A 17,538-nucleotide genomic window follows, 5' to 3' on the forward strand; every position below is an offset into this window, starting at 1 on the left:
ACGAACCCCGCGCCAGGAGCCGACCTCACACCGCACCATCCGGAGACCCGATTCCATGTACCAGCACATCAAAGTGCCCGCCCAAGGCCAGAAGATCACTGTCAATGCCGACATGTCGCTCAACGTGCCTGACCAGCCCATCGTGCCCTACATCGAAGGCGACGGTACCGGCTTCGACATCACCCCGGTGATGCTCAAGGTGGTGGACGCGGCCGTGGCCAAGGCCTACGGCGGCCAGCGCAAGATCCACTGGATGGAGGTGTACGCCGGCGAGAAGTCGACCCGCGTCTACGGCCCGGACGTGTGGCTGCCCGAAGAAACCCTGCACGCCCTGCGCGAGTACGTGGTGTCCATCAAGGGCCCGCTGACCACCCCGGTGGGCGGCGGCATCCGTTCGCTCAACGTGGCCCTGCGCCAGGAGCTTGACCTCTACGTCTGCCTGCGCCCGGTGCAGTACTTCAAGGGCGTGCCCAGCCCCCTGAAAGAGCCCGAGAAGACCAACATGGTCATCTTCCGCGAGAACTCGGAAGACATCTACGCCGGCATCGAATACGAAGCCAAGACGCCCAAGGCCCAGAAGCTCATCAAGTTCCTGCAGGACGAGATGGGTGTCACCAAGATCCGCTTCCCCGAGACCTCGGGCATCGGCATCAAGCCGGTGTCCATCGAGGGCACCGAGCGCCTGGTGCGCAAGGCCATCCAGTACGCCATCGACAACGACAAGCCCAGCGTGACCATCGTGCACAAGGGCAACATCATGAAGTACACCGAAGGTGGCTTCCGTGACTGGGCCTACGCCCTGGCCCAGCGCGAGTTCGGTGCCGAGCTCATCGACGGCGGCCCGTGGTGCAAGTTCAAGAACCCGAAGACCGGCAAGGACATCATCGTCAAGGACTCGATCGCCGACGCCTTCCTGCAGCAGATCCTGCTGCGCCCGGCCGAGTACTCGGTGGTCGCCACCCTGAACCTGAACGGCGACTACATCTCCGACGCGCTGGCCGCGCAGGTGGGTGGCATCGGCATTGCCCCGGGCGCCAACCTGTCCGACAGCGTGGCCTGCTTCGAAGCCACCCACGGCACCGCGCCCAAGTACGCCGGCAAGGACTATGTGAACCCCGGTTCCGAAATCCTGTCGGCCGAGATGATGCTGCGCCACATGGGCTGGAAGGAAGCCGCCGACCTGGTGATCTCCTCGCTGGAGAAGGCCATCCTGTCCAAGAAGGTCACCTACGACTTCGCCCGCCTCATGGACGGCGCCACCCAGGTCAGCTGCTCCGGCTTCGGTCAGGTGATGATCGACCACATGTGATGGGTCGGGCAGCCGGGCTGCCCGCTGCATGCCAAGGGCCCCGGGGTGCATCGGCACCCCGGGGCCCTTGTCCATTCCGGGGGGTGAATCCGCAGCAGTGCCGCCGGTCGGCCACCCGAAACTGCCCGGGATTTACCGGCCAGTCCTGACGAATGCCGGGACTGAGGCGGGTCCAGAATGTGCCCATGGATCGCTGGCCTGCTCCCCGTCCGATGCCCTGGACTCCGGCGCCCTCAGGCGCTGTGGGGCCAATTCGTCCCGACCCGACAAGGCCGGGGCTCTCGCTAGAATCATTCCATGGCTTCCGAGACCCCCAAGAAACCCGAAAACCCCGCCGCGCCGCCGTCGGTGGGCAGCGACGACGCGGTGGTGCTGGAGCGCCGTGCCCAGCGCATCCAGCCGCCCCAGATGTACCAGGTGGTGTTGCTCAACGACGACTTCACGCCCATGGAGTTCGTGGTGCACGTCATCCAGGAGTTCTTCAGCAAGGACCGGGAAACCGCCACCCAGATCATGTTGAAGATCCACCTGGAGGGCAAAGGCATCTGCGGGGTGTATACCCGCGATGTGGCCGGCACCAAGGTGGATCAGGTGCTGCAGGCCGCCCGTGCGGCCGGCCATCCCTTGCAATGCCTGAGTGAACCGGTTGAATAAGCCGCCTGGCACCCCATCTGGAACCCAAACTGTCTCACCAGCCTCCGATTTCCGACCCCCAGCCCAAAGGACGTGCCCATGATTGCCCAAGAACTTGAAGTCAGCCTGCATATGGCCTTTGTCGAGGCCCGGCAGCAACGGCACGAATTCATCACCGTCGAGCACCTGCTGCTGGCCCTGCTGGACAACCCCAGCGCGGCCGAGGTGCTGCGCGCCTGCTCCGCCAACATCGAAGACCTGCGCAAGTCCCTGACGAACTTCATCAAGGACAACACCCCGCAGGTGGCCGGCACCGACGAGGTCGACACCCAGCCCACCCTGGGCTTCCAGCGCGTGATCCAGCGCGCCATCATGCATGTGCAGAGCACCGGCAACGGCAAGAAGGAAGTCACCGGCGCCAACGTGCTGGTGGCCATCTTCGGCGAGAAGGACTCCCACGCCGTGTACTACCTGCACCAGCAGGGCGTGACCCGCCTGGACGTGGTGAACTTCATCGCCCACGGCATCCGCAAGAGCGACCCGCCGGAGCCGACCAAGTCCGGCGAGAGCGCGGCCGAGAACGAGGAAGCCACCGAGACCAAGGGCAACGAGAAGCAGTCGCCGCTGGAGCAGTTCACCCAGAACCTCAACCAGATGGCCAAGGACGGCAAGATCGATCCCCTGATCGGCCGCGAGTACGAGGTGGAGCGCGTCATCCAGATCCTGTGCCGCCGCCGCAAGAACAACCCGCTGCTCGTGGGCGAGGCCGGCGTGGGCAAGACGGCCATTGCCGAGGGCCTGGCCTGGCGCATCACCCAGGGCGACGTGCCCGAGATCCTGGCCGAAAGCGCCGTGTACTCGCTCGACATGGGCGCGCTGCTGGCCGGCACCAAGTACCGCGGTGACTTCGAGCAGCGCCTCAAAGGCGTGCTCAAGTCGCTCAAGGACAAGCCCAACGCCATCCTGTTCATCGACGAGATCCACACCCTGATCGGGGCCGGCGCGGCTTCGGGCGGCACGCTGGACGCGTCCAACCTGCTCAAGCCGGCGCTCTCCAGCGGCCAGCTCAAGTGCATCGGCGCCACCACCTTCACCGAGTACCGCGGCATCTTCGAGAAGGACGCTGCCCTGTCCCGCCGCTTCCAGAAGGTGGACGTGGTCGAGCCCACGGTGGAGCAGACGGTGGACATTCTCAAGGGCCTCAAGAGCCGCTTCGAGGAGCACCACAACGTCAAGTACGCCGTGGCCGCCCTGCAGGCCGCTGCCGAACTGAGCGCCAAGTACATCAACGACCGCCACCTGCCCGACAAGGCCATCGACGTGATCGACGAGGCCGGTGCGGCCCAGCGCATCCTCTCGGCCAGCAAGCGCAAGAAGACCATCGGCAAGGCCGAGGTGGAAGAGATCGTGGCCAAGATCGCCCGCATCCCGCCCGCCAACGTGTCCAACGACGACCGCAGCAAGCTGCAGACGCTGGAGCGCGACCTCAAGAGCGTGGTGTTCGGCCAGGACAAGGCCCTGGAGGTGCTGGCGTCCAGCGTCAAGATGGCCCGCTCCGGTCTGGGCAAGGCCGACAAGCCCATCGGCGCCTTCCTGTTCAGCGGCCCCACCGGCGTGGGCAAGACCGAAGCCGCCAAGCAGCTGGCCTACATCATGGGCATCGACCTGATCCGCTTCGACATGTCGGAGTACATGGAGCGCCACGCCGTGAGCCGCCTGATCGGTGCGCCTCCGGGCTACGTGGGCTTCGACCAGGGCGGTCTGCTGACCGAGGCCATCACCAAGAAGCCGCACGCGGTGCTGCTGCTCGACGAGATCGAGAAGGCGCACCCGGACATCTTCAACGTGCTGCTGCAGGTCATGGACCACGGCACGCTGACCGACAACAACGGGCGCAAGGCCGATTTCCGCAACGTGATCATCATCATGACCACCAACGCGGGTGCCGAGACCATGAACAAGGCCACCATCGGCTTCACCAACCCGCGTGAAGCCGGTGACGAGATGGCCGACATCAAGCGCCTGTTCACGCCGGAGTTCCGCAACCGTCTGGACGCCATCGTCAGCTTCAAGGCCCTGGACGAGAACATCATCCTGCGGGTGGTGGACAAGTTCCTGCTTCAGCTGGAGACCCAGCTGGCCGAGAAGAAGGTGGAGGTCACCTTCACCGACGTGCTGCGCAAGCACCTGGCCAAGAAGGGTTTCGACCCGCTCATGGGCGCCCGCCCCATGCAGCGCCTGATCCAGGACACCATCCGCCGTGCCCTGGCCGACGAGCTGCTGTTCGGTCGCCTCACCGACGGGGGTCGCCTGACCGTGGACCTGGTCACCAAGACCGGCGAAGACGGCAAGGAGACCCAGGAAGTCGATCTGGACATCCAGCCCACGCCCAAGAAGGAAGGCAAGGCCAAGCCCGAAGAGGCGACCGCCGACTGACCGTCAGGCAGCATGAAAAAACCCGGCCAAGGCCGGGTTTTTTCATGGCTGCTGCAGGTACAGCGCCCTCAGCGCCTCGATGCGTTTTCGGTTGGTGCCGAAGTCTTCCGAGCCCAGGCGGCTGGCGCTGCGCAGGTCGATCACGCCGCGCTGCGCGTCCACCGCGAACTCCAGGTCGTCCACAAAACCCAGCCAGGGCGTGCGGGCCTCGGCGCGCAGATAGCCGGCCTGGCGCGTGAGGTTGCGCACGCCGCCCAGTTGCTGCAGGGCCGCGGTCAGCGCGTCCAGCGATGCGTCGGCACCGCCGGGCTTCAAGGGCAGGGGGTCGATGCGGGCGTAGTCGGCCTGGGGATGGCCGGGGTGGCGGTCGGTCTGGCTGGAGACGCTGTTGCGGGTGACCGAGGGCGGCTTGAGCAGGCCGTTGTTCAGGCCCAGGTCGGCAGGGGGCTGGCCTTCCAGCGCGCCCAGCTGGGCCGCACCCAGGGCCAGCACCAGCACGCCCACGGTCCACATGGCGCTGCGCTTCAACGCTTGCCGCCGAGCAGGCCGCCCAGCACCCCGCGCAGGATCTGCCGGCCCAGGCCGCTGGCCACGGTGCGGGCAGCCGTCTTGGCCATGGTCTGCACCAGGCCGTCGTACTGGCCGCCGCGCGGACCGGTGCGGCCGAACAGCACCTCGTTGAGCATGCTCTTTTCTTCGGCGCCGGCAGTGTCCGGGCTGGCTGCGCCGGGGATGCGCGGGGTCTTGGCGGCGCCGGCAGCGGGCGCTTCGGCCTCGCCGCGCTGGCCGGCATGGCTGCGGAACATCTCGTAGGCGCTTTCGCGGTCCACCACCTTCTCGTAGGTGCCGGCCACCAGCGATTCGCGCAGCAGCGCCTGCCGCTGCTCCGGCGTGATGGGGCCGATCTGGCTGCCCGGGGGCACCACGAACACCCGCTCGGTCTCGGTGGGGCGTCCCTTCGCGTCCAGCAGGCTGACCAGGGCCTCGCCCACCGCCAGTTCGGTGATGGCAGCCTCGATGTCCAGCCCGGCCTTGGGCCGCATGGTCTGGGCGGTGGCCTTCACCGCCTTCTGGTCGCGCGGGGTGAAGGCGCGCAGCGCATGCTGCACCCGATTGCCCAGCTGGCCCAGCACGCTGTCGGGGATGTCCAGCGGATTCTGGGTCACGAAATACACGCCCACGCCCTTGGACCGCACCAGCCGCACGACCAGCTCGATGCGCTCCACCAGCACCTTGGGAGCTTCGTTGAACAGCAGGTGGGCTTCATCGAAGAAGAACACCAGCTTCGGCTTCTCCGGGTCGCCGATCTCGGGCAGGGTCTCGAACAGCTCGGACAGCATCCACAGCAGGAAGGTGGCATACAGCCGGGGCGAGTTGAGCAGCTTGTCGGCGGCCAGGATGTTGATCACGCCCTTGCCGTCCACCGTCTGCATGAAGTCGGCGATGTCGAGCATGGGTTCGCCGAAGAAGCGGTCGCCACCCTGCTGCTCGATCTGCATCAGGCCGCGCTGGATGGCGCCGATGCTGGCCGAGCTGATGTTGCCGTACTCGGTGGTGAACTGCTTGGCGTTGTCACCCACGTGCTGCAGCATGGCCCGCAGGTCCTTCATGTCGAGCAGCAGCAGGCCGTTGTCGTCGGCGATCTTGAAGATCAGGTTGAGCACCCCGGTCTGGGTGTCGTTGAGGTTGAGCATGCGGGCCAGCAGCAGCGGCCCCATGTCGGAGACGGTGGCGCGCACCGGGTGGCCTTGCTCGCCGAACACGTCCCACAGCGTGGTGGGGCAGGACAGGGGGTCGGGCAGGGCGATGCCCCGGTCTTTCAGCACGCCGGCCAGCTTCTCGCCGATGCGCCCGGTCTGGCTGATGCCGGTGAGGTCGCCCTTGACGTCGGCCATGAACACCGGCACGCCGATGCGCGAGAACTGCTCGGCCAGCGTCTGCAGAGTCACCGTCTTGCCGGTGCCGGTGGCGCCGGTGATGAGGCCGTGGCGGTTGGCCAGCGCGGGCAGCAGCTGGCAGGTGGTCTGGGCGTTCTGGGCGATCTGCATCGGTTCGGCCATGGGGCGTCCTCAAGGGGAATGGTGGGCGGAAAGTAAAATCGCGGGCTTATTAGATCAAAGCCCGTGGGGCAAAAGGACGTTTTCGTGGCCGGACACAGCAAATGGGCAAACATCCAGCACCGCAAGGGGCGGCAGGACGAGAAGCGCGGCAAGATCTGGACCCGCGTGATCCGCGAGATCACCGTGGCGGCCCGCCAGGGCGGCGGCGACCCGGCCATGAACCCCCGCCTGCGGCTGGCGATTGAAAAGGCCAAGGCCGCCAACATGCCGGCCGACCGCATCAAGTACAACGTGGACAAGGCCTCCGGCACGCTGGAAGGCCTCACGCTGGAAGAGATCCGCTACGAGGGCTACGGCATCGGCGGCGCGGCCGTCATCGTCGACACCATGACCGACAACCGGGTGCGCACCGTGGCCGAGGTCCGGCACGCCTTCAGCAAGTACGGCGGCAACCTGGGCACCGAAGGGTCGGTGTCGTTCCAGTTCAAGCACTGCGGGCAGCTGGTGTTTGCCCCCGGCACCTCCGAAGACAAGGTGATGGAAGTGGCGCTGGAAGCCGGGGCGGATGACGTCATCACCGACGACGAAGGCGCGATCGAGGTCATCACCTCGCCGACCGAGTTCGAGGCCGTCAAGAACGCGCTCGAAGCCGCCGGCCTCAAGCCCGAGCTGGCCGAGGTGACCATGCGGGCCGAGAACACCATCGAGCTGACCGGCGAAGACGCCGCCCGCATGCAGAAGCTGCTGGACATCATCGAAGACCTCGACGACGTGCAGGCCGTGTTCCACAACGCCGAGATCAGCGAATGAAAGTCCTCGTGATTGGCGGCGGCGGCCGCGAACATGCCCTGGCCTGGCGCCTGAAGCAGTCCACCGGCGTGACCCAGGTGTACGTGGCCCCCGGCAACGCCGGCACCGCCCGCGACGCCGATCTCATCAACCTGCCCATCACCGACAAGGCCGCGCTGCGGGCCTGGGCGCAGGACAACGCCATCGGCCTGACCGTGGTCGGGCCCGAGGCGCCGCTGGCCGCCGGCGTGGTGGACGAGTTCCGCGCCCACGGCCTGCCCATCTTCGGGCCCACGCAGAAGGCGGCCCAGCTGGAAAGCTCCAAGGCCTTCAGCAAGGCCTTCATGCAGCGCCACGGCATACCCACGGCCGAGTACCAGACCTTCACCGACCCGACCCAGGCCCACGCCTACGTGGAGGCCAAGGGTGCGCCCATCGTCGTCAAGGCCGACGGCCTGGCCGCCGGCAAGGGTGTGGTGGTGGCCATGACCCTGGCCGAGGCGCACGAGGCCATCGACTTCATGCTGGTGGACAACACCCTGGGTGTGGCCCACAACGAGGGCGGCGCCCGCGTGGTGATCGAGGAGTTCCTCGAAGGCGAGGAAGCCAGCTTCATCGTGCTGTGCGACGGTGAGCACGCCCTGGCCCTGGCCACCAGCCAGGACCACAAGCGCCTGAAGGACGCCGACCAGGGCCCCAACACCGGCGGCATGGGCGCCTATTCGCCGGCTCCGGTGGTCACGCCCGCCGTGCACCAGCGCGCCATGGACGAGGTCATCCTGCCCACGCTGCGCGGCATGAAGGCCGACGGCATTCCCTATACCGGCTTCCTGTACGCCGGCCTCATGATCACCCCGGACGGCCGGGTCAAGACGCTGGAGTTCAACTGCCGCATGGGCGACCCCGAGACCCAGCCCATCATGATGCGGCTGCGCAGCCCGCTGGCCGACGTGCTGCTGGCCGCCACCCGAGGCGAGCTGGACCGTGTCAGCCTGGACTGGGACCCGCGCGTGGCGCTCGGTGTGGTCATGGCCGCCCACGGCTACCCCATGAACCCGCGCAAGGGCGACGCCATCACCGGCCTGCCGGCCGACGAGGCCGACCGCATGGTGTTCCATGCCGGCACCACGGCCAACGGCGAGCGTATCGAGGTCAGCGGTGGCCGCGTGCTGTGCGTCACCGCGCTGGCCGACACGGTGGCTGCGGCCCAGCGGCGCGCCTACGAGGTGGTCGACCAGGTGCAGTTCGACGGCATGCAGTGCCGCCGCGACATCGGCTTCCGTGCACTCTGACCCCGGCGCCGCGTTGCCGGTGCGCTTCCCTGAATCCCGTGTGGCCCGGGCGCTGCTGCGCCTGGCGGGCTGGCGGGTCACGTACAACGGTTTCCCGACCCGACAGGGCGTGGCCATCGTCTATCCGCACACCAGCAACTGGGACTTCGTGGTCATGGTGCTGGCCAAGTGGACCATCGGCATTCCCGCCCGCTGGTGGGGCAAGGACAGCCTGTTCCGTGTGCCGGTGCTGGGCCGCTGGATGCGCTGGCTCGGCGGCATCCCGCTGGACCGCCGTTCCGCCCGGGGCGTGGTGGGCGAGATGGTGGCGGTGTTCGAGGATGCCAAGGCGTCCGACGAGCTGCTGTGGCTGGGCCTGTCCCCCGAAGGCACCCGCAGCCACACGCCGGGCTGGCGCAGCGGCTTCTACCAGGTGGCCCTGGGTGCCCGGGTGCCGGTGGCGCTGATCCGGCTGGACTACGGCCAGCGCGAGGTGCGCATCACCGATTTCATCCACCTCAGCGGCGACGTGGACGCCGACTACGCCCGCATGGCCGAGGCCTACCACGGCGTGCGTGGCCAGCGGCCGGATCAGGCCAGCCCGATCGCCCCCTTGCCCAAGCGGCCAACCCCCGATACGGTATGAGCATGAACTCCATGGCATCCCCCTCCGCCAGCGTGCAGGCGCCCTCCGGCGCCATCCACACGGTGCGCCAGTACCTCACCGGCCTTCAGAGCCGCATCACTGCGGCGGTCACCGCCATGGACGGCACGCCGTTCCTGGTGGACCACTGGACCAAACCGGCCGGTGAAAAGCTGCAGGGCAACGGCATCACCCAGATCCTGGAAGGTGGCCCGGTGTTCGAGCGCGCCGGCTGCGGTTTCTCGCACGTCACCGGTCCGCAGCTGCCGCCCTCGGCCACGCAGCACCGGCCTGAACTGGCGGGGGCGCCCTTCGAGGCCATGGGCGTGTCGCTGGTGTTCCACCCGCGCAACCCCTACGTGCCCACGGTGCACATGAACGTGCGCATGCTGGCCGCCACCCCGGCCGGCGGCGAACCGGTGTGCTGGTTCGGCGGCGGCATGGACCTCACGCCCTACTACGGCTTCGAGGAAGACGCGGTGCACTTCCACCGCACCTGCCGGGCCGCGCTGGCGCCCTTCGGTGACGACAAGTACCCGCGCTTCAAGCAGTGGTGCGACCAGTACTTCTTCCTCAAGCACCGCAACGAGCCGCGTGGTGTGGGCGGCGTCTTCTTCGACGACTTCTCCGAGCTGGGTTTCGACAACAGCTTTGCCATGATGTCGGCCGTGGGTGACGCCTTCGTGGATGCCTACATGCCCATTGCCGAGCGCCGCCGCCACCTGCCGTATGGCGAGCGCGAGCGCGCGTTCCAGCTCTACCGGCGCGGCCGTTATGTGGAGTTCAACCTGGTCTGGGACCGGGGCACGCACTTCGGCCTGCAGTCGGGCGGTCGCAGCGAATCCATCCTGCTGTCCATGCCGCCGCTGGTGAGCTGGTCGTACAACCACCAGCCCGAGCCCGGCAGCGCCGAGCACCGGCTGTACAGCGAGTTCCTGGTGCCCCGGGACTGGGCCTGATGAGCGATTCCGGCGACGGCGTCATCCGCCGCGTGGGCATGTTCGGCGGCGCGTTCGATCCGCCCCATGGCGCGCACCGTTCACTGGCCGAAGTGGCCATCGAACAGCTGGGTCTGGATGTGCTGCATGTGCTGCCCACCGGGCAGGCCTGGCACAAGGCCCGCCCCCTGACCGACGCCAGCCACCGCGTGGCCATGTGCCAGCTGGCCTTCGGAGACCTGCCGCGTGCGCGCATCGACGACCGCGAGATCCACCGCCAGGGCCCGAGCTACACCGCCGACACCCTGGCCGAACTGCGCCGGGAATACCCGCTGGCCGAGCTGTATCTGGTGCTGGGCGCCGATCAGCTGCTGGCCTTCCGCTCCTGGGTGCGCTGGCAGGACGTGATGTCGCTGGCCCGGCTGGCCGTGGCGGCGCGTGCCCGGTCCATCGGCGCGCAGGCGCTGGACCAGCCCGCCGAGGAGGCCGACCTGTCCGGCGTCGATCTGCCCTTTGTGCCGCTGACCATGCCGCTCAACCCGGTGAGTGCCACCGCCGTGCGGGCCCGGCTGGCCGCGGTCGGCCCGGATGCAGCCGCCCTGGATCTGCTGGTGCCGGCCCCGGTCGCAAGCTATATTTCACAGAACCACCTCTACCAGACCCCTACATGACCAGCGAAACCACCGTCAAGAAAGACATCCAGAAACTGCAACGCGCCATCGTCGATGGGCTGGAGGATGTGAAGGGACAGGACATCGTGGTGTTCAACACCGAGACGCTCTCGCCGCTGTTCGAGCGCGTCATCATCGCCAGCGGCACCTCCAACCGCCAGACCAAGGCCCTGGCCGCCAGCGTGCGCGACGCGGTGCGGGAAGCCGGCTTCGACAAGCCGCGCATCGAGGGTGAAGAGAACGGCGAATGGATCATCGTGGACTGCGGCCAGGCCGTGGCCCACGTGATGCAGCCGGTGATCCGCCAGTACTACCGCCTTGAAGAAATCTGGGGCGCCAAGCCGGTCCGTCTGAAGCACGGGGCCGAAAAGGCGCCTGCCGCCGCAGCTCCCGCCAGGAAGACGGCTGCGCGCAAGACCACCAAGTCCGCGCAGACCGAGCCGGCGCCGGTGTCGGGCAAGGCAGTGGTGCGCAAGCAGGCCGCGGCCCAGGCGGCTGCTGCCAAGGCCGCACCGGCGAAGAAGGCGGCGCCGGCGAAGAAGACCACCACGGCCAAGCCTGCCGCCAAGGCGGCCCCCAAGGCTGCAGCAAAGACGGCCGCCAAGCCGGCGGTCAAGAAGGCCCTGCCCAAGTTGGTGGTCGGCAAGACCACCAAGCCGGCGGCCAAGGCGGCTGCGAAGCCTGCAGCGAAGCCCGCCGCCAAGGCCCCGGCCCGCAAGACCGTCAAGCCTGCCACCCGCAAGACCGCCACCAACAAGGCATGAAGCTGCTGATCGTCGCGGTGGGCCAGCGGGTTCCCGACTGGGCCCAGACCGCATACGACGATTACGCCAAGCGCTTCCCGCCGGAGCTCAAGGTGGAGCTGCGCACCGTCAAGACCGAGCCGCGCGGCTCGCGCACCACCGAGACCCTCGTGGCGGCCGAGCGCGAGCGCATCCAGGCCGTGCTGCCGCGCGGCTGCCGCGTGGTGGTGCTGGACGAGCGCGGCACCGCGCTCACCACCCAGGCGCTGGCCCGCCAGCTCACCCAGTGGCAGCTGGGGGGTGACGATGTGGCGCTCATCATCGGCGGCCCGGACGGGCTGGAGCCGGCCTTCCGCGACGCCGCCCACCAGCGCATCCGCCTGTCCGACCTGACCCTGCCGCACGCCATGGTGCGGGTGCTGCTGATCGAGCAGCTCTACCGCGCCTGGTCGATCAACGCCAACCACCCGTACCACCGCGAATGAAGCCCTTGCTGTATCTCGCTTCGCAAAGCCCGCGTCGCAAGCAGTTGCTGGAGCAGTGGGGCGTGAACCCGGAGCTGCTGCTGCCCGATGCCGACGAGGATGTCGAGTCGCTCGAGGTGATCCGTGGCGCCGAGGCGCCGGCCACCTACGTGCAGCGGGTCACGGCGCTCAAGCTGCAGGCCTCGCTGGAGCGTCTGCAGCGCAGGGGTCTGCCGCTGGCGCCGGTGCTGTGCGCCGACACCACCGTGGCCCTGGGGCGGCGCATTCTGGGCAAGCCGGCCGATGCGGCACAGGCCCGTGCCATGCTGCGCGATCTGGCGGGCCACACCCACCGGGTGCTCACCGCGGTGGCCGTGGGCGTGCCCGCGCGCCGCTCGGGTGCTGCGCCCCGGATCGCCCAGGCCCTGTCGGTATCCACGGTCACCTTCGCGCCGCTGTCGCGCAGCCAGATCGACCGCTATGTGGCTTCTGGTGAGCCCATGGGCAAGGCCGGTGCCTATGCCTTGCAGGGCCAGGCGGCCCTGTGGGTGAGCCGCATGACCGGCAGCCACTCGGGCATCGTGGGTCTGCCGGCCTTCGAGACCGCGCAGGTGCTGCGCGAAGCGGGCATGGCGCTGTACTGATTCCTTTCCATCTACCGAGCCTTTCATGAGCCAAGACATCCTGATCAACTGGTCGCCGCAGGAAACCCGGGTGGCGGTGGTGGAGCAGGGCGCGGTGCAGGAGGTGCACCTGGAGCGCACCCTGGAGCGCGGCCTGGTCGGCAACATCTACCTGGGCAAGGTGTCCCGGGTGCTGCCGGGCATGCAGTCGGCCTTCATCGACATCGGTCTGGACCGCGCGGCCTTCCTGCACGTGGCCGACCTCATGCCCAACATCCAGGCCAAGCACGCGCCGGCGCGCCCGACCGAGCCGGAGGCCGGCGGTGCCTCGGCGCCCAAGGTGCTCACGCCCAATCCGGTGCTGCCGATCGAGCGGCAGATCTTCGAGGGCCAGGCGCTGATGGTGCAGGTGCTCAAGGACCCCATCGGCACCAAGGGGGCGCGGCTGACGGCGCAGATCAGCATCGCCGGGCGGCTGCTGGTGTTCCTGCCGCAGGACAACCATGTGGGCGTGTCGCAGAAGATTCCGCCGGCCCAGCGCGAGGCCCTGCGCCAGCGCGTCACCCAGCTCGCGGCCCTGCCCGACGGCAGCCCTTCGGGCGGCTTCATCCTGCGCACCAACGCCGAAGACGCCAGCGACGAGGAGCTGCGCGACGACATCGCCTACCTGCGCAAGACCTGGCTGCGCATCAAGGAAGCGGCCACGCGCCAGCCGCCGGCCACCCTGCTGCACGAAGACCTCAACCTCATGCAGCGGGTGCTGCGCGATCTGGTGGGCGCGCAGACCCAGTCCATCCGCATCGACTCGCGCGAGCAGCACGGCCTGCTGACCGGATTTGCCCAGGAGTTCATGCCCGACACCGTGGCCAAGCTGCAGCACTACAGCGGCGAGCGGCCCATCTTCGACCTGTTCCACATCGACGACGACATCGCCCGTGCCTTGAGCCGTCGGGTGGACCTGAAGTCGGGCGGCTACCTGGTCATCGACCAGACCGAGGCCCTGACCACGGTGGACGTGAACACCGGCGGCTTCGTGGGTGCCCGCAATTTCGACGACACGGTGTTCCGCACCAACCTGGAGGCGGCGCAGGCGATTGCCCGACAGCTGCGGCTGCGCAACCTGGGCGGCATCGTCATCGTCGACTTCATCGACATGACCCGCGAAGACCACCGCGAGGCGGTGCTGACCGAGTTCCGCAAGCAGCTCGCGCGCGACCGGGTCAAGACCATGATCGGCGGCTTCTCGCAGCTGGGCCTGGTGGAGATGACCCGCAAGCGCACCCGCGAGTCGCTGGCCCACATGCTGAGCGAGCCCTGCGAGGCCTGCGGCGGCAAGGGCGAGGTGAAGACCGCCCGCAGCGTGTGTTACGACATCCTGCGCGAGATCCTGCGCGAGGCCCGGGCCTTCAATCCCCGCGAGTTCCGGGTGGTGGCCTCGCCCAAGGTGGTGGAGCTGTTCCTCGATGAAGAACGGGCCCACCTGGCCGGTCTGTCGGACTTCATCGGCAAGCCGATCTCGCTGCAGGCCGAGAGCTCCATGAACCAGGAGCAGTACGACATCGTGCTGCTCTGACCGGCCGGGTCAGACCGCAGCGCCCTGGCCCAGGCCCTGCGAGTGCAGCCGGGCGTACAGCCCGTCGGCGGCCATCAGTTCGGCATGGCTGCCTTGCTCGGCCACCCGGCCCTCGGTCAGCACGACCACCCGGTCGGCGTGCTCGATGGTGGAGAGCCGGTGCGCAATGACCAGCGTGGTGCGGCCCTGCATCAGCCGGGACAGGGCGTCCTGCACCAGCCGTTCGCTTTCGTTGTCCAGCGCCGAGGTGGCCTCGTCCAGGATGAGCACCGGCGCGTCCTTGTAGATGGCCCGCGCGATGGCCAGCCGCTGGCGCTGCCCGCCCGAGAGTTCGGCCGCGTTGTGGCCCACGGCGGTGTGGATGCCTTGCGGCAGCCGCGCCACCAGTTCGCCCAGGTTGGCCGACTGCAGCGCCGCCAGCACCCGCGCCTCGTCGATGGTCGAAGGCTCGGCGCCCAGCGCCACGTTGGCGGCCAGGCTGTCGTTGAGCATGACCACGTCCTGCGAGACCATGGCGAACTGCCGGCGCAGGCTCTGCAGGTCCCAGTCGGGCAGGGGGATGCCGTCCAGCGTCACCTGGCCCTCGTCCACCTCCACGAAGCGCGGCAGCAGGTTGACCAGCGTGGTCTTGCCCGAGCCCGACGGGCCGACGAAGGCCAGCACCTCGCCGGGCTGCACCTGCAGCGACACGCCGCGCAGCGCCACATGGCCGCCGTGCCCGGCTTCGCCCTCGCGCTCGGGGTAACGCACCGTCACGTCGCGCAGCTCGATGGCGCCGCGGACCCGGTCTGCGGTGTGCGTGCCACCGGTCTGCACCGGCGTCTCCTCGATCAGCTCCAGACCCCGCTCCAGCGCGGCCAGCCCGCGGGTGATGGGCGCGGTGATCTCGGCCAGGTGGCGGATGGGCGTGATGAGCATCAGCATGGCGGTGACGAAGGCCACGAAGTTGCCCACGCTCACGCCGCTGCTGCTGCTCTGCCACAGCGCCACCGCGATCACGGCCGACAGCGCGCCGGAGGCCAGCAGCTGGGTCAGGGGCGTCATGGCGGCCATGGCGATGGTGGACTTGAGGGCCAGCTTGCGCAGCCGCACGCTGAGCGTGTCGAAGCGGTCGGCCTGCCGGTCCTGCGCGCCATGCAGGCGGATCATGCGGTAGGCCAGGGCGTTCTCTTCCACCACATAGGCCAGCTCGTCGGTGGCCTTCTGGCTGTCCTTGGTGAGCTGGTACAGCCGCCGGGTGAGCACCCGCATGATGAGGATCAGCCCGGGGAACACGGCCAGCACGATGAGCGTGAGCTTCCAGTTGAGGTAGACCAGATAGCCCATGAGGGCCAGTACCGTGAGCGAGTCCTTGGCCAGCGTGAGGAAGGCCGACACCAGCATCTGCGAGCCGGTCTGCACCTCGTACACCAGCGTGTTGGACAGCTTGCTGGCGCTCTGCCGTGCAAACAGCGCCATCCGGGCCTCATTGAGCCGGGCGAACATGGCCCGTCGCAGGTTCAGCATGCCCAGGCTGGCGGTGTAGGACAGGGCGTACTGCGCCACGAAGGTGGCCATGCCGCGCAGGCCGAACAGGCCCATCAGGGCCAGCGGCACCGCCCACAGCGGCACCTGACCGGCTGCAAAGCCCTTGTCGAGCAACATCTGCAGCAGGGCCGGGATGGCCGGTTCGGTCAGTGCACCCACCAGCGTGGCCAGGGCTGCCAGCGCGATGCCGGCCTTGGCGCCCCGGAAGTAGGGCCACACCCGGCGCAGGCGCTGCCCCAGCGTTCCTGCGGGTGGAGGAGGGGAGCCGTGGGCCGGACTCGTGGCGGGCGGGGCGTTGGGATCGGTCAAGGGCGGACGGTCGATGGACGGGTGCGGAACCTGTGGAGCGCAAAGTGATCACATGGCCGCTTGCGCGGTGGCGGACCACCTCTCACATCTTGTCACGGGAGGGGGGCGGAAGCCTCCGGTATTATCGGCCGCTCTCACCCGGACCGCGTCCACCGCCCGCGCAACACGTCCCGAGACCCCACCAAGATGCCCGATCCGATCCGAACCGCCTCGTTCGCCCCCATGCCGCGCCGTCGCGCGCTGGGTCTCGTTTCCTCTCTCCCGTTGCTGGCCCTGCCGCTCTCGCCGGCCCATGCCCAGTTCCGCGTCGAGATCGCCGGCGTCGGCCTGACCCAGTACCCCTTCTCGGCCGTGAACTTCCGCGGCAACGATGTGGCCAGCGAGAACATGGCTGCCATCATCCGCGCCGACCTGGAACGCAGCGGCCAGTTCCGTTTCGTGGAGCCGGCGCCCGGCGTGCTCGACGAAACCTCCCGTCCCGACCTGGCCCCCTGGCGCCAGCGCGGCACCGACTCGCTGGTCACCGGCAGCGTCACGCGGCTGGCCGATGGCCGTTTCGACGTGCGTTTCCGGCTGTGGGACGTGGTGCGCGCCCAGGACCTGGGCGGCCTGAGCTACCCCGTCGTGGCGGCCGACCTGCGTCTGGCGGCCCACCGCATTGCCGACTACATCTACGAAAAGCTCACTGGCGACAAGGGCGTGTTCTCCACCCGCATCGCCTACGTGACCAAGGCACCGCAGCGCTACAACCTGTGGGTGGCCGATGCCGACGGCTTCAATGCCCGGCCTGCGCTCACCAGCCCCGAACCCATCATCTCGCCCAGCTGGGCGCCCGGCGGCTCGCAGCTGGCTTATGTGTCGTTCGAGTCGCGCAAGCCGGTGATCTATGTGCACGACGTGGCCACCGGCAAGCGCCGCCTGCTGGCGAGCTTCCGCGGCTCCAACAGCGCACCGGCCTGGTCGCCCGACGGCCGCCAGGTGGTGGCTACCCTGTCGATCTCGGGCAATGCCCAGATCTACGGTATGGACGCCAACGGCGGCGAGCCCCGGCGCCTGTCCAGCAGCAGCAGCATCGACACCGAGCCGGTGTTCAGCGCCGACGGCAAGTCCATCTTCTTCGTCAGCGACCGCGGCGGCTCGCCGCAGATCTACCGCATGGATGCCGGCGGCGGCAATGCCCAGCGCCTGACCTTCAGCGGCAACTACAACATCTCGCCCGCGCCCAGTGCCGACGGTCGCTGGCTGGCCTACATCTCGCGGGTCGGTGGCGCTTTCCGCCTGCACGTGATGGACCTGGCCAGCGGACAGGTCACCGCCGTGACCGACGGCTCGGCCGACGAAAGCCCGAGCTTCTCGCCCAACAGCCGGCTCATCATCTATGCCACCCGCGACAAGGGTCAGGAAGCGCTCATGACCACCACGGTGGACGGCCGCATCAAGACCCGCCTGGCCGGCTCGCAAGGCGACATCCGCGAACCCGAGTGGGGCCCGTTCCTGAAGTGACGGCCTGCCCGGCGAACCCTGTTTTCCTGTTGTTCCTCTCGTTCTT

General features: G+C 68.4%; 16 protein-coding genes. 13 read left to right on the forward strand and 3 right to left on the reverse strand.

What is annotated here, in order from left to right; genetic code table 11:
* Positions 1-55 precede the first annotated feature (55 nt).
* From icd to clpA, 3 genes are all read left to right on the forward strand, one after another.
* Positions 56-1,309: an NADP-dependent isocitrate dehydrogenase gene (gene icd, locus WD026_RS03555; RefSeq protein WP_425722271.1), complete on the forward strand. Its 1,254-nt coding sequence runs from the start codon at positions 56-58 to the stop codon at positions 1,307-1,309.
* A 297-nt stretch (positions 1,310-1,606) separates the two neighbouring features.
* Positions 1,607-1,963, forward strand: a complete 357-nt coding sequence (gene clpS / locus WD026_RS03560) for an ATP-dependent Clp protease adapter ClpS (RefSeq protein ID WP_086120923.1) — start codon at positions 1,607-1,609, stop codon at positions 1,961-1,963.
* 78 nt (positions 1,964-2,041) lie between these two features.
* Positions 2,042-4,378: an ATP-dependent Clp protease ATP-binding subunit ClpA gene (gene clpA, locus WD026_RS03565; protein ID WP_425722272.1), complete on the forward strand. Its 2,337-nt coding sequence runs from the start codon at positions 2,042-2,044 to the stop codon at positions 4,376-4,378.
* Positions 4,379-4,420: 42 nt separating this feature from the next.
* On the opposite strand, the gene WD026_RS03570 is transcribed toward clpA, so the two are convergent.
* Together WD026_RS03570 and WD026_RS03575 are read right to left on the reverse strand one after the other, a co-directional pair.
* On the reverse strand, positions 4,421-4,906 hold the full coding sequence (locus tag WD026_RS03570) for a DUF1499 domain-containing protein (protein ID WP_425722273.1): 486 nt from the start codon (positions 4,904-4,906) through the stop codon (positions 4,421-4,423).
* Positions 4,903-6,438, reverse strand: coding sequence for a helicase HerA-like domain-containing protein (locus WD026_RS03575; protein ID WP_425722274.1), 1,536 nt, complete (start codon positions 6,436-6,438; stop codon positions 4,903-4,905). Before WD026_RS03575 ends, WD026_RS03570 begins: the two co-directional genes overlap by 4 nt.
* 84 nt (positions 6,439-6,522) lie before the next feature.
* Here WD026_RS03575 and WD026_RS03580 point away from each other — a divergent pair, with 84 nt between their 5' ends.
* From WD026_RS03580 to rng, 9 genes are read left to right on the forward strand one after another with little or no spacing between them, the layout of a single operon-like run.
* Positions 6,523-7,248 carry a YebC/PmpR family DNA-binding transcriptional regulator gene (locus tag WD026_RS03580; RefSeq protein ID WP_425722275.1) on the forward strand — a complete coding sequence of 242 codons (726 nt, stop codon included), beginning with the start codon at positions 6,523-6,525 and terminating at the stop codon, positions 7,246-7,248.
* Positions 7,245-8,519 carry a phosphoribosylamine--glycine ligase gene (purD, locus tag WD026_RS03585; RefSeq protein ID WP_425722276.1) on the forward strand — a complete coding sequence of 425 codons (1,275 nt, stop codon included), beginning with the start codon at positions 7,245-7,247 and terminating at the stop codon, positions 8,517-8,519. Before WD026_RS03580 ends, purD begins: the two co-directional genes overlap by 4 nt.
* Positions 8,509-9,144 carry a 1-acyl-sn-glycerol-3-phosphate acyltransferase gene (locus WD026_RS03590; protein WP_425722277.1) on the forward strand — a complete coding sequence of 212 codons (636 nt, stop codon included), beginning with the start codon at positions 8,509-8,511 and terminating at the stop codon, positions 9,142-9,144. The genes purD and WD026_RS03590 overlap by 11 nt, the downstream gene beginning before the upstream one ends.
* Positions 9,145-9,155: 11 nt before the next feature.
* Positions 9,156-10,100: an oxygen-dependent coproporphyrinogen oxidase gene (gene hemF, locus WD026_RS03595; RefSeq protein ID WP_425722278.1), complete on the forward strand. Its 945-nt coding sequence runs from the start codon at positions 9,156-9,158 to the stop codon at positions 10,098-10,100.
* Complete coding sequence (nadD, locus tag WD026_RS03600; protein ID WP_425722279.1) at positions 10,100-10,750, forward strand: nicotinate (nicotinamide) nucleotide adenylyltransferase; 651 nt, start codon at positions 10,100-10,102, stop codon at positions 10,748-10,750. Before hemF ends, nadD begins: the two co-directional genes overlap by 1 nt.
* A complete protein-coding gene (gene rsfS / locus WD026_RS03605; RefSeq protein WP_425722280.1) occupies positions 10,747-11,514 on the forward strand; it encodes a ribosome silencing factor in 768 nt (255 codons plus the stop codon). The genes nadD and rsfS overlap by 4 nt, the downstream gene beginning before the upstream one ends.
* On the forward strand, positions 11,511-11,978 hold the full coding sequence (gene rlmH / locus WD026_RS03610; protein ID WP_425722281.1) for a 23S rRNA (pseudouridine(1915)-N(3))-methyltransferase RlmH: 468 nt from the start codon (positions 11,511-11,513) through the stop codon (positions 11,976-11,978). Before rsfS ends, rlmH begins: the two co-directional genes overlap by 4 nt.
* Positions 11,975-12,601, forward strand: a complete 627-nt coding sequence (locus tag WD026_RS03615; RefSeq protein ID WP_425722282.1) for a Maf family protein — start codon at positions 11,975-11,977, stop codon at positions 12,599-12,601. Before rlmH ends, WD026_RS03615 begins: the two co-directional genes overlap by 4 nt.
* A 25-nt stretch (positions 12,602-12,626) precedes the next feature.
* Positions 12,627-14,153 carry a ribonuclease G gene (gene rng / locus WD026_RS03620; protein WP_425722283.1) on the forward strand — a complete coding sequence of 509 codons (1,527 nt, stop codon included), beginning with the start codon at positions 12,627-12,629 and terminating at the stop codon, positions 14,151-14,153.
* A gap of 9 nt (positions 14,154-14,162) precedes the next feature.
* On the opposite strand, the gene msbA is transcribed toward rng, so the two are convergent.
* On the reverse strand, positions 14,163-15,989 hold the full coding sequence (gene msbA / locus WD026_RS03625; RefSeq protein ID WP_425722284.1) for a lipid A export permease/ATP-binding protein MsbA: 1,827 nt from the start codon (positions 15,987-15,989) through the stop codon (positions 14,163-14,165).
* Between the two features lie 222 nt (positions 15,990-16,211).
* Between msbA and tolB the strand changes: the two genes are divergently transcribed.
* A complete protein-coding gene (gene tolB / locus WD026_RS03630; protein ID WP_425722285.1) occupies positions 16,212-17,492 on the forward strand; it encodes a Tol-Pal system beta propeller repeat protein TolB in 1,281 nt (426 codons plus the stop codon).
* Positions 17,493-17,538: the final 46 nt, after the last annotated feature.

It is taken from the genome of Hydrogenophaga sp. R2 (assembly GCF_049843595.1).
Classification (GTDB): domain Bacteria; phylum Pseudomonadota; class Gammaproteobacteria; order Burkholderiales; family Burkholderiaceae_C; genus Hydrogenophaga.

Bases quoted from the DNA above. Each gene is read 5' to 3' on its own strand.
- icd (WP_425722271.1), top strand. From the start codon at position 56: ATGTACCAGCACATCAAAGTGCCCGCCCAAGGCCAGAAGATCACTGTC.
- clpS (WP_086120923.1), top strand. From the start codon at position 1,607: ATGGCTTCCGAGACCCCCAAGAAACCCGAAAACCCCGCCGCGCCGCCG.
- clpA (WP_425722272.1), top strand. From the start codon at position 2,042: ATGATTGCCCAAGAACTTGAAGTCAGCCTGCATATGGCCTTTGTCGAG.
- WD026_RS03575 (WP_425722274.1), bottom strand. From the start codon at position 6,438: ATGGCCGAACCGATGCAGATCGCCCAGAACGCCCAGACCACCTGCCAG.
- purD (WP_425722276.1), top strand. From the start codon at position 7,245: ATGAAAGTCCTCGTGATTGGCGGCGGCGGCCGCGAACATGCCCTGGCC.
- hemF (WP_425722278.1), top strand. From the start codon at position 9,156: ATGGCATCCCCCTCCGCCAGCGTGCAGGCGCCCTCCGGCGCCATCCAC.
- nadD (WP_425722279.1), top strand. From the start codon at position 10,100: ATGAGCGATTCCGGCGACGGCGTCATCCGCCGCGTGGGCATGTTCGGC.
- rsfS (WP_425722280.1), top strand. From the start codon at position 10,747: ATGACCAGCGAAACCACCGTCAAGAAAGACATCCAGAAACTGCAACGC.
- rlmH (WP_425722281.1), top strand. From the start codon at position 11,511: ATGAAGCTGCTGATCGTCGCGGTGGGCCAGCGGGTTCCCGACTGGGCC.
- WD026_RS03615 (WP_425722282.1), top strand. From the start codon at position 11,975: ATGAAGCCCTTGCTGTATCTCGCTTCGCAAAGCCCGCGTCGCAAGCAG.
- rng (WP_425722283.1), top strand. From the start codon at position 12,627: ATGAGCCAAGACATCCTGATCAACTGGTCGCCGCAGGAAACCCGGGTG.
- tolB (WP_425722285.1), top strand. From the start codon at position 16,212: ATGCCGCGCCGTCGCGCGCTGGGTCTCGTTTCCTCTCTCCCGTTGCTG.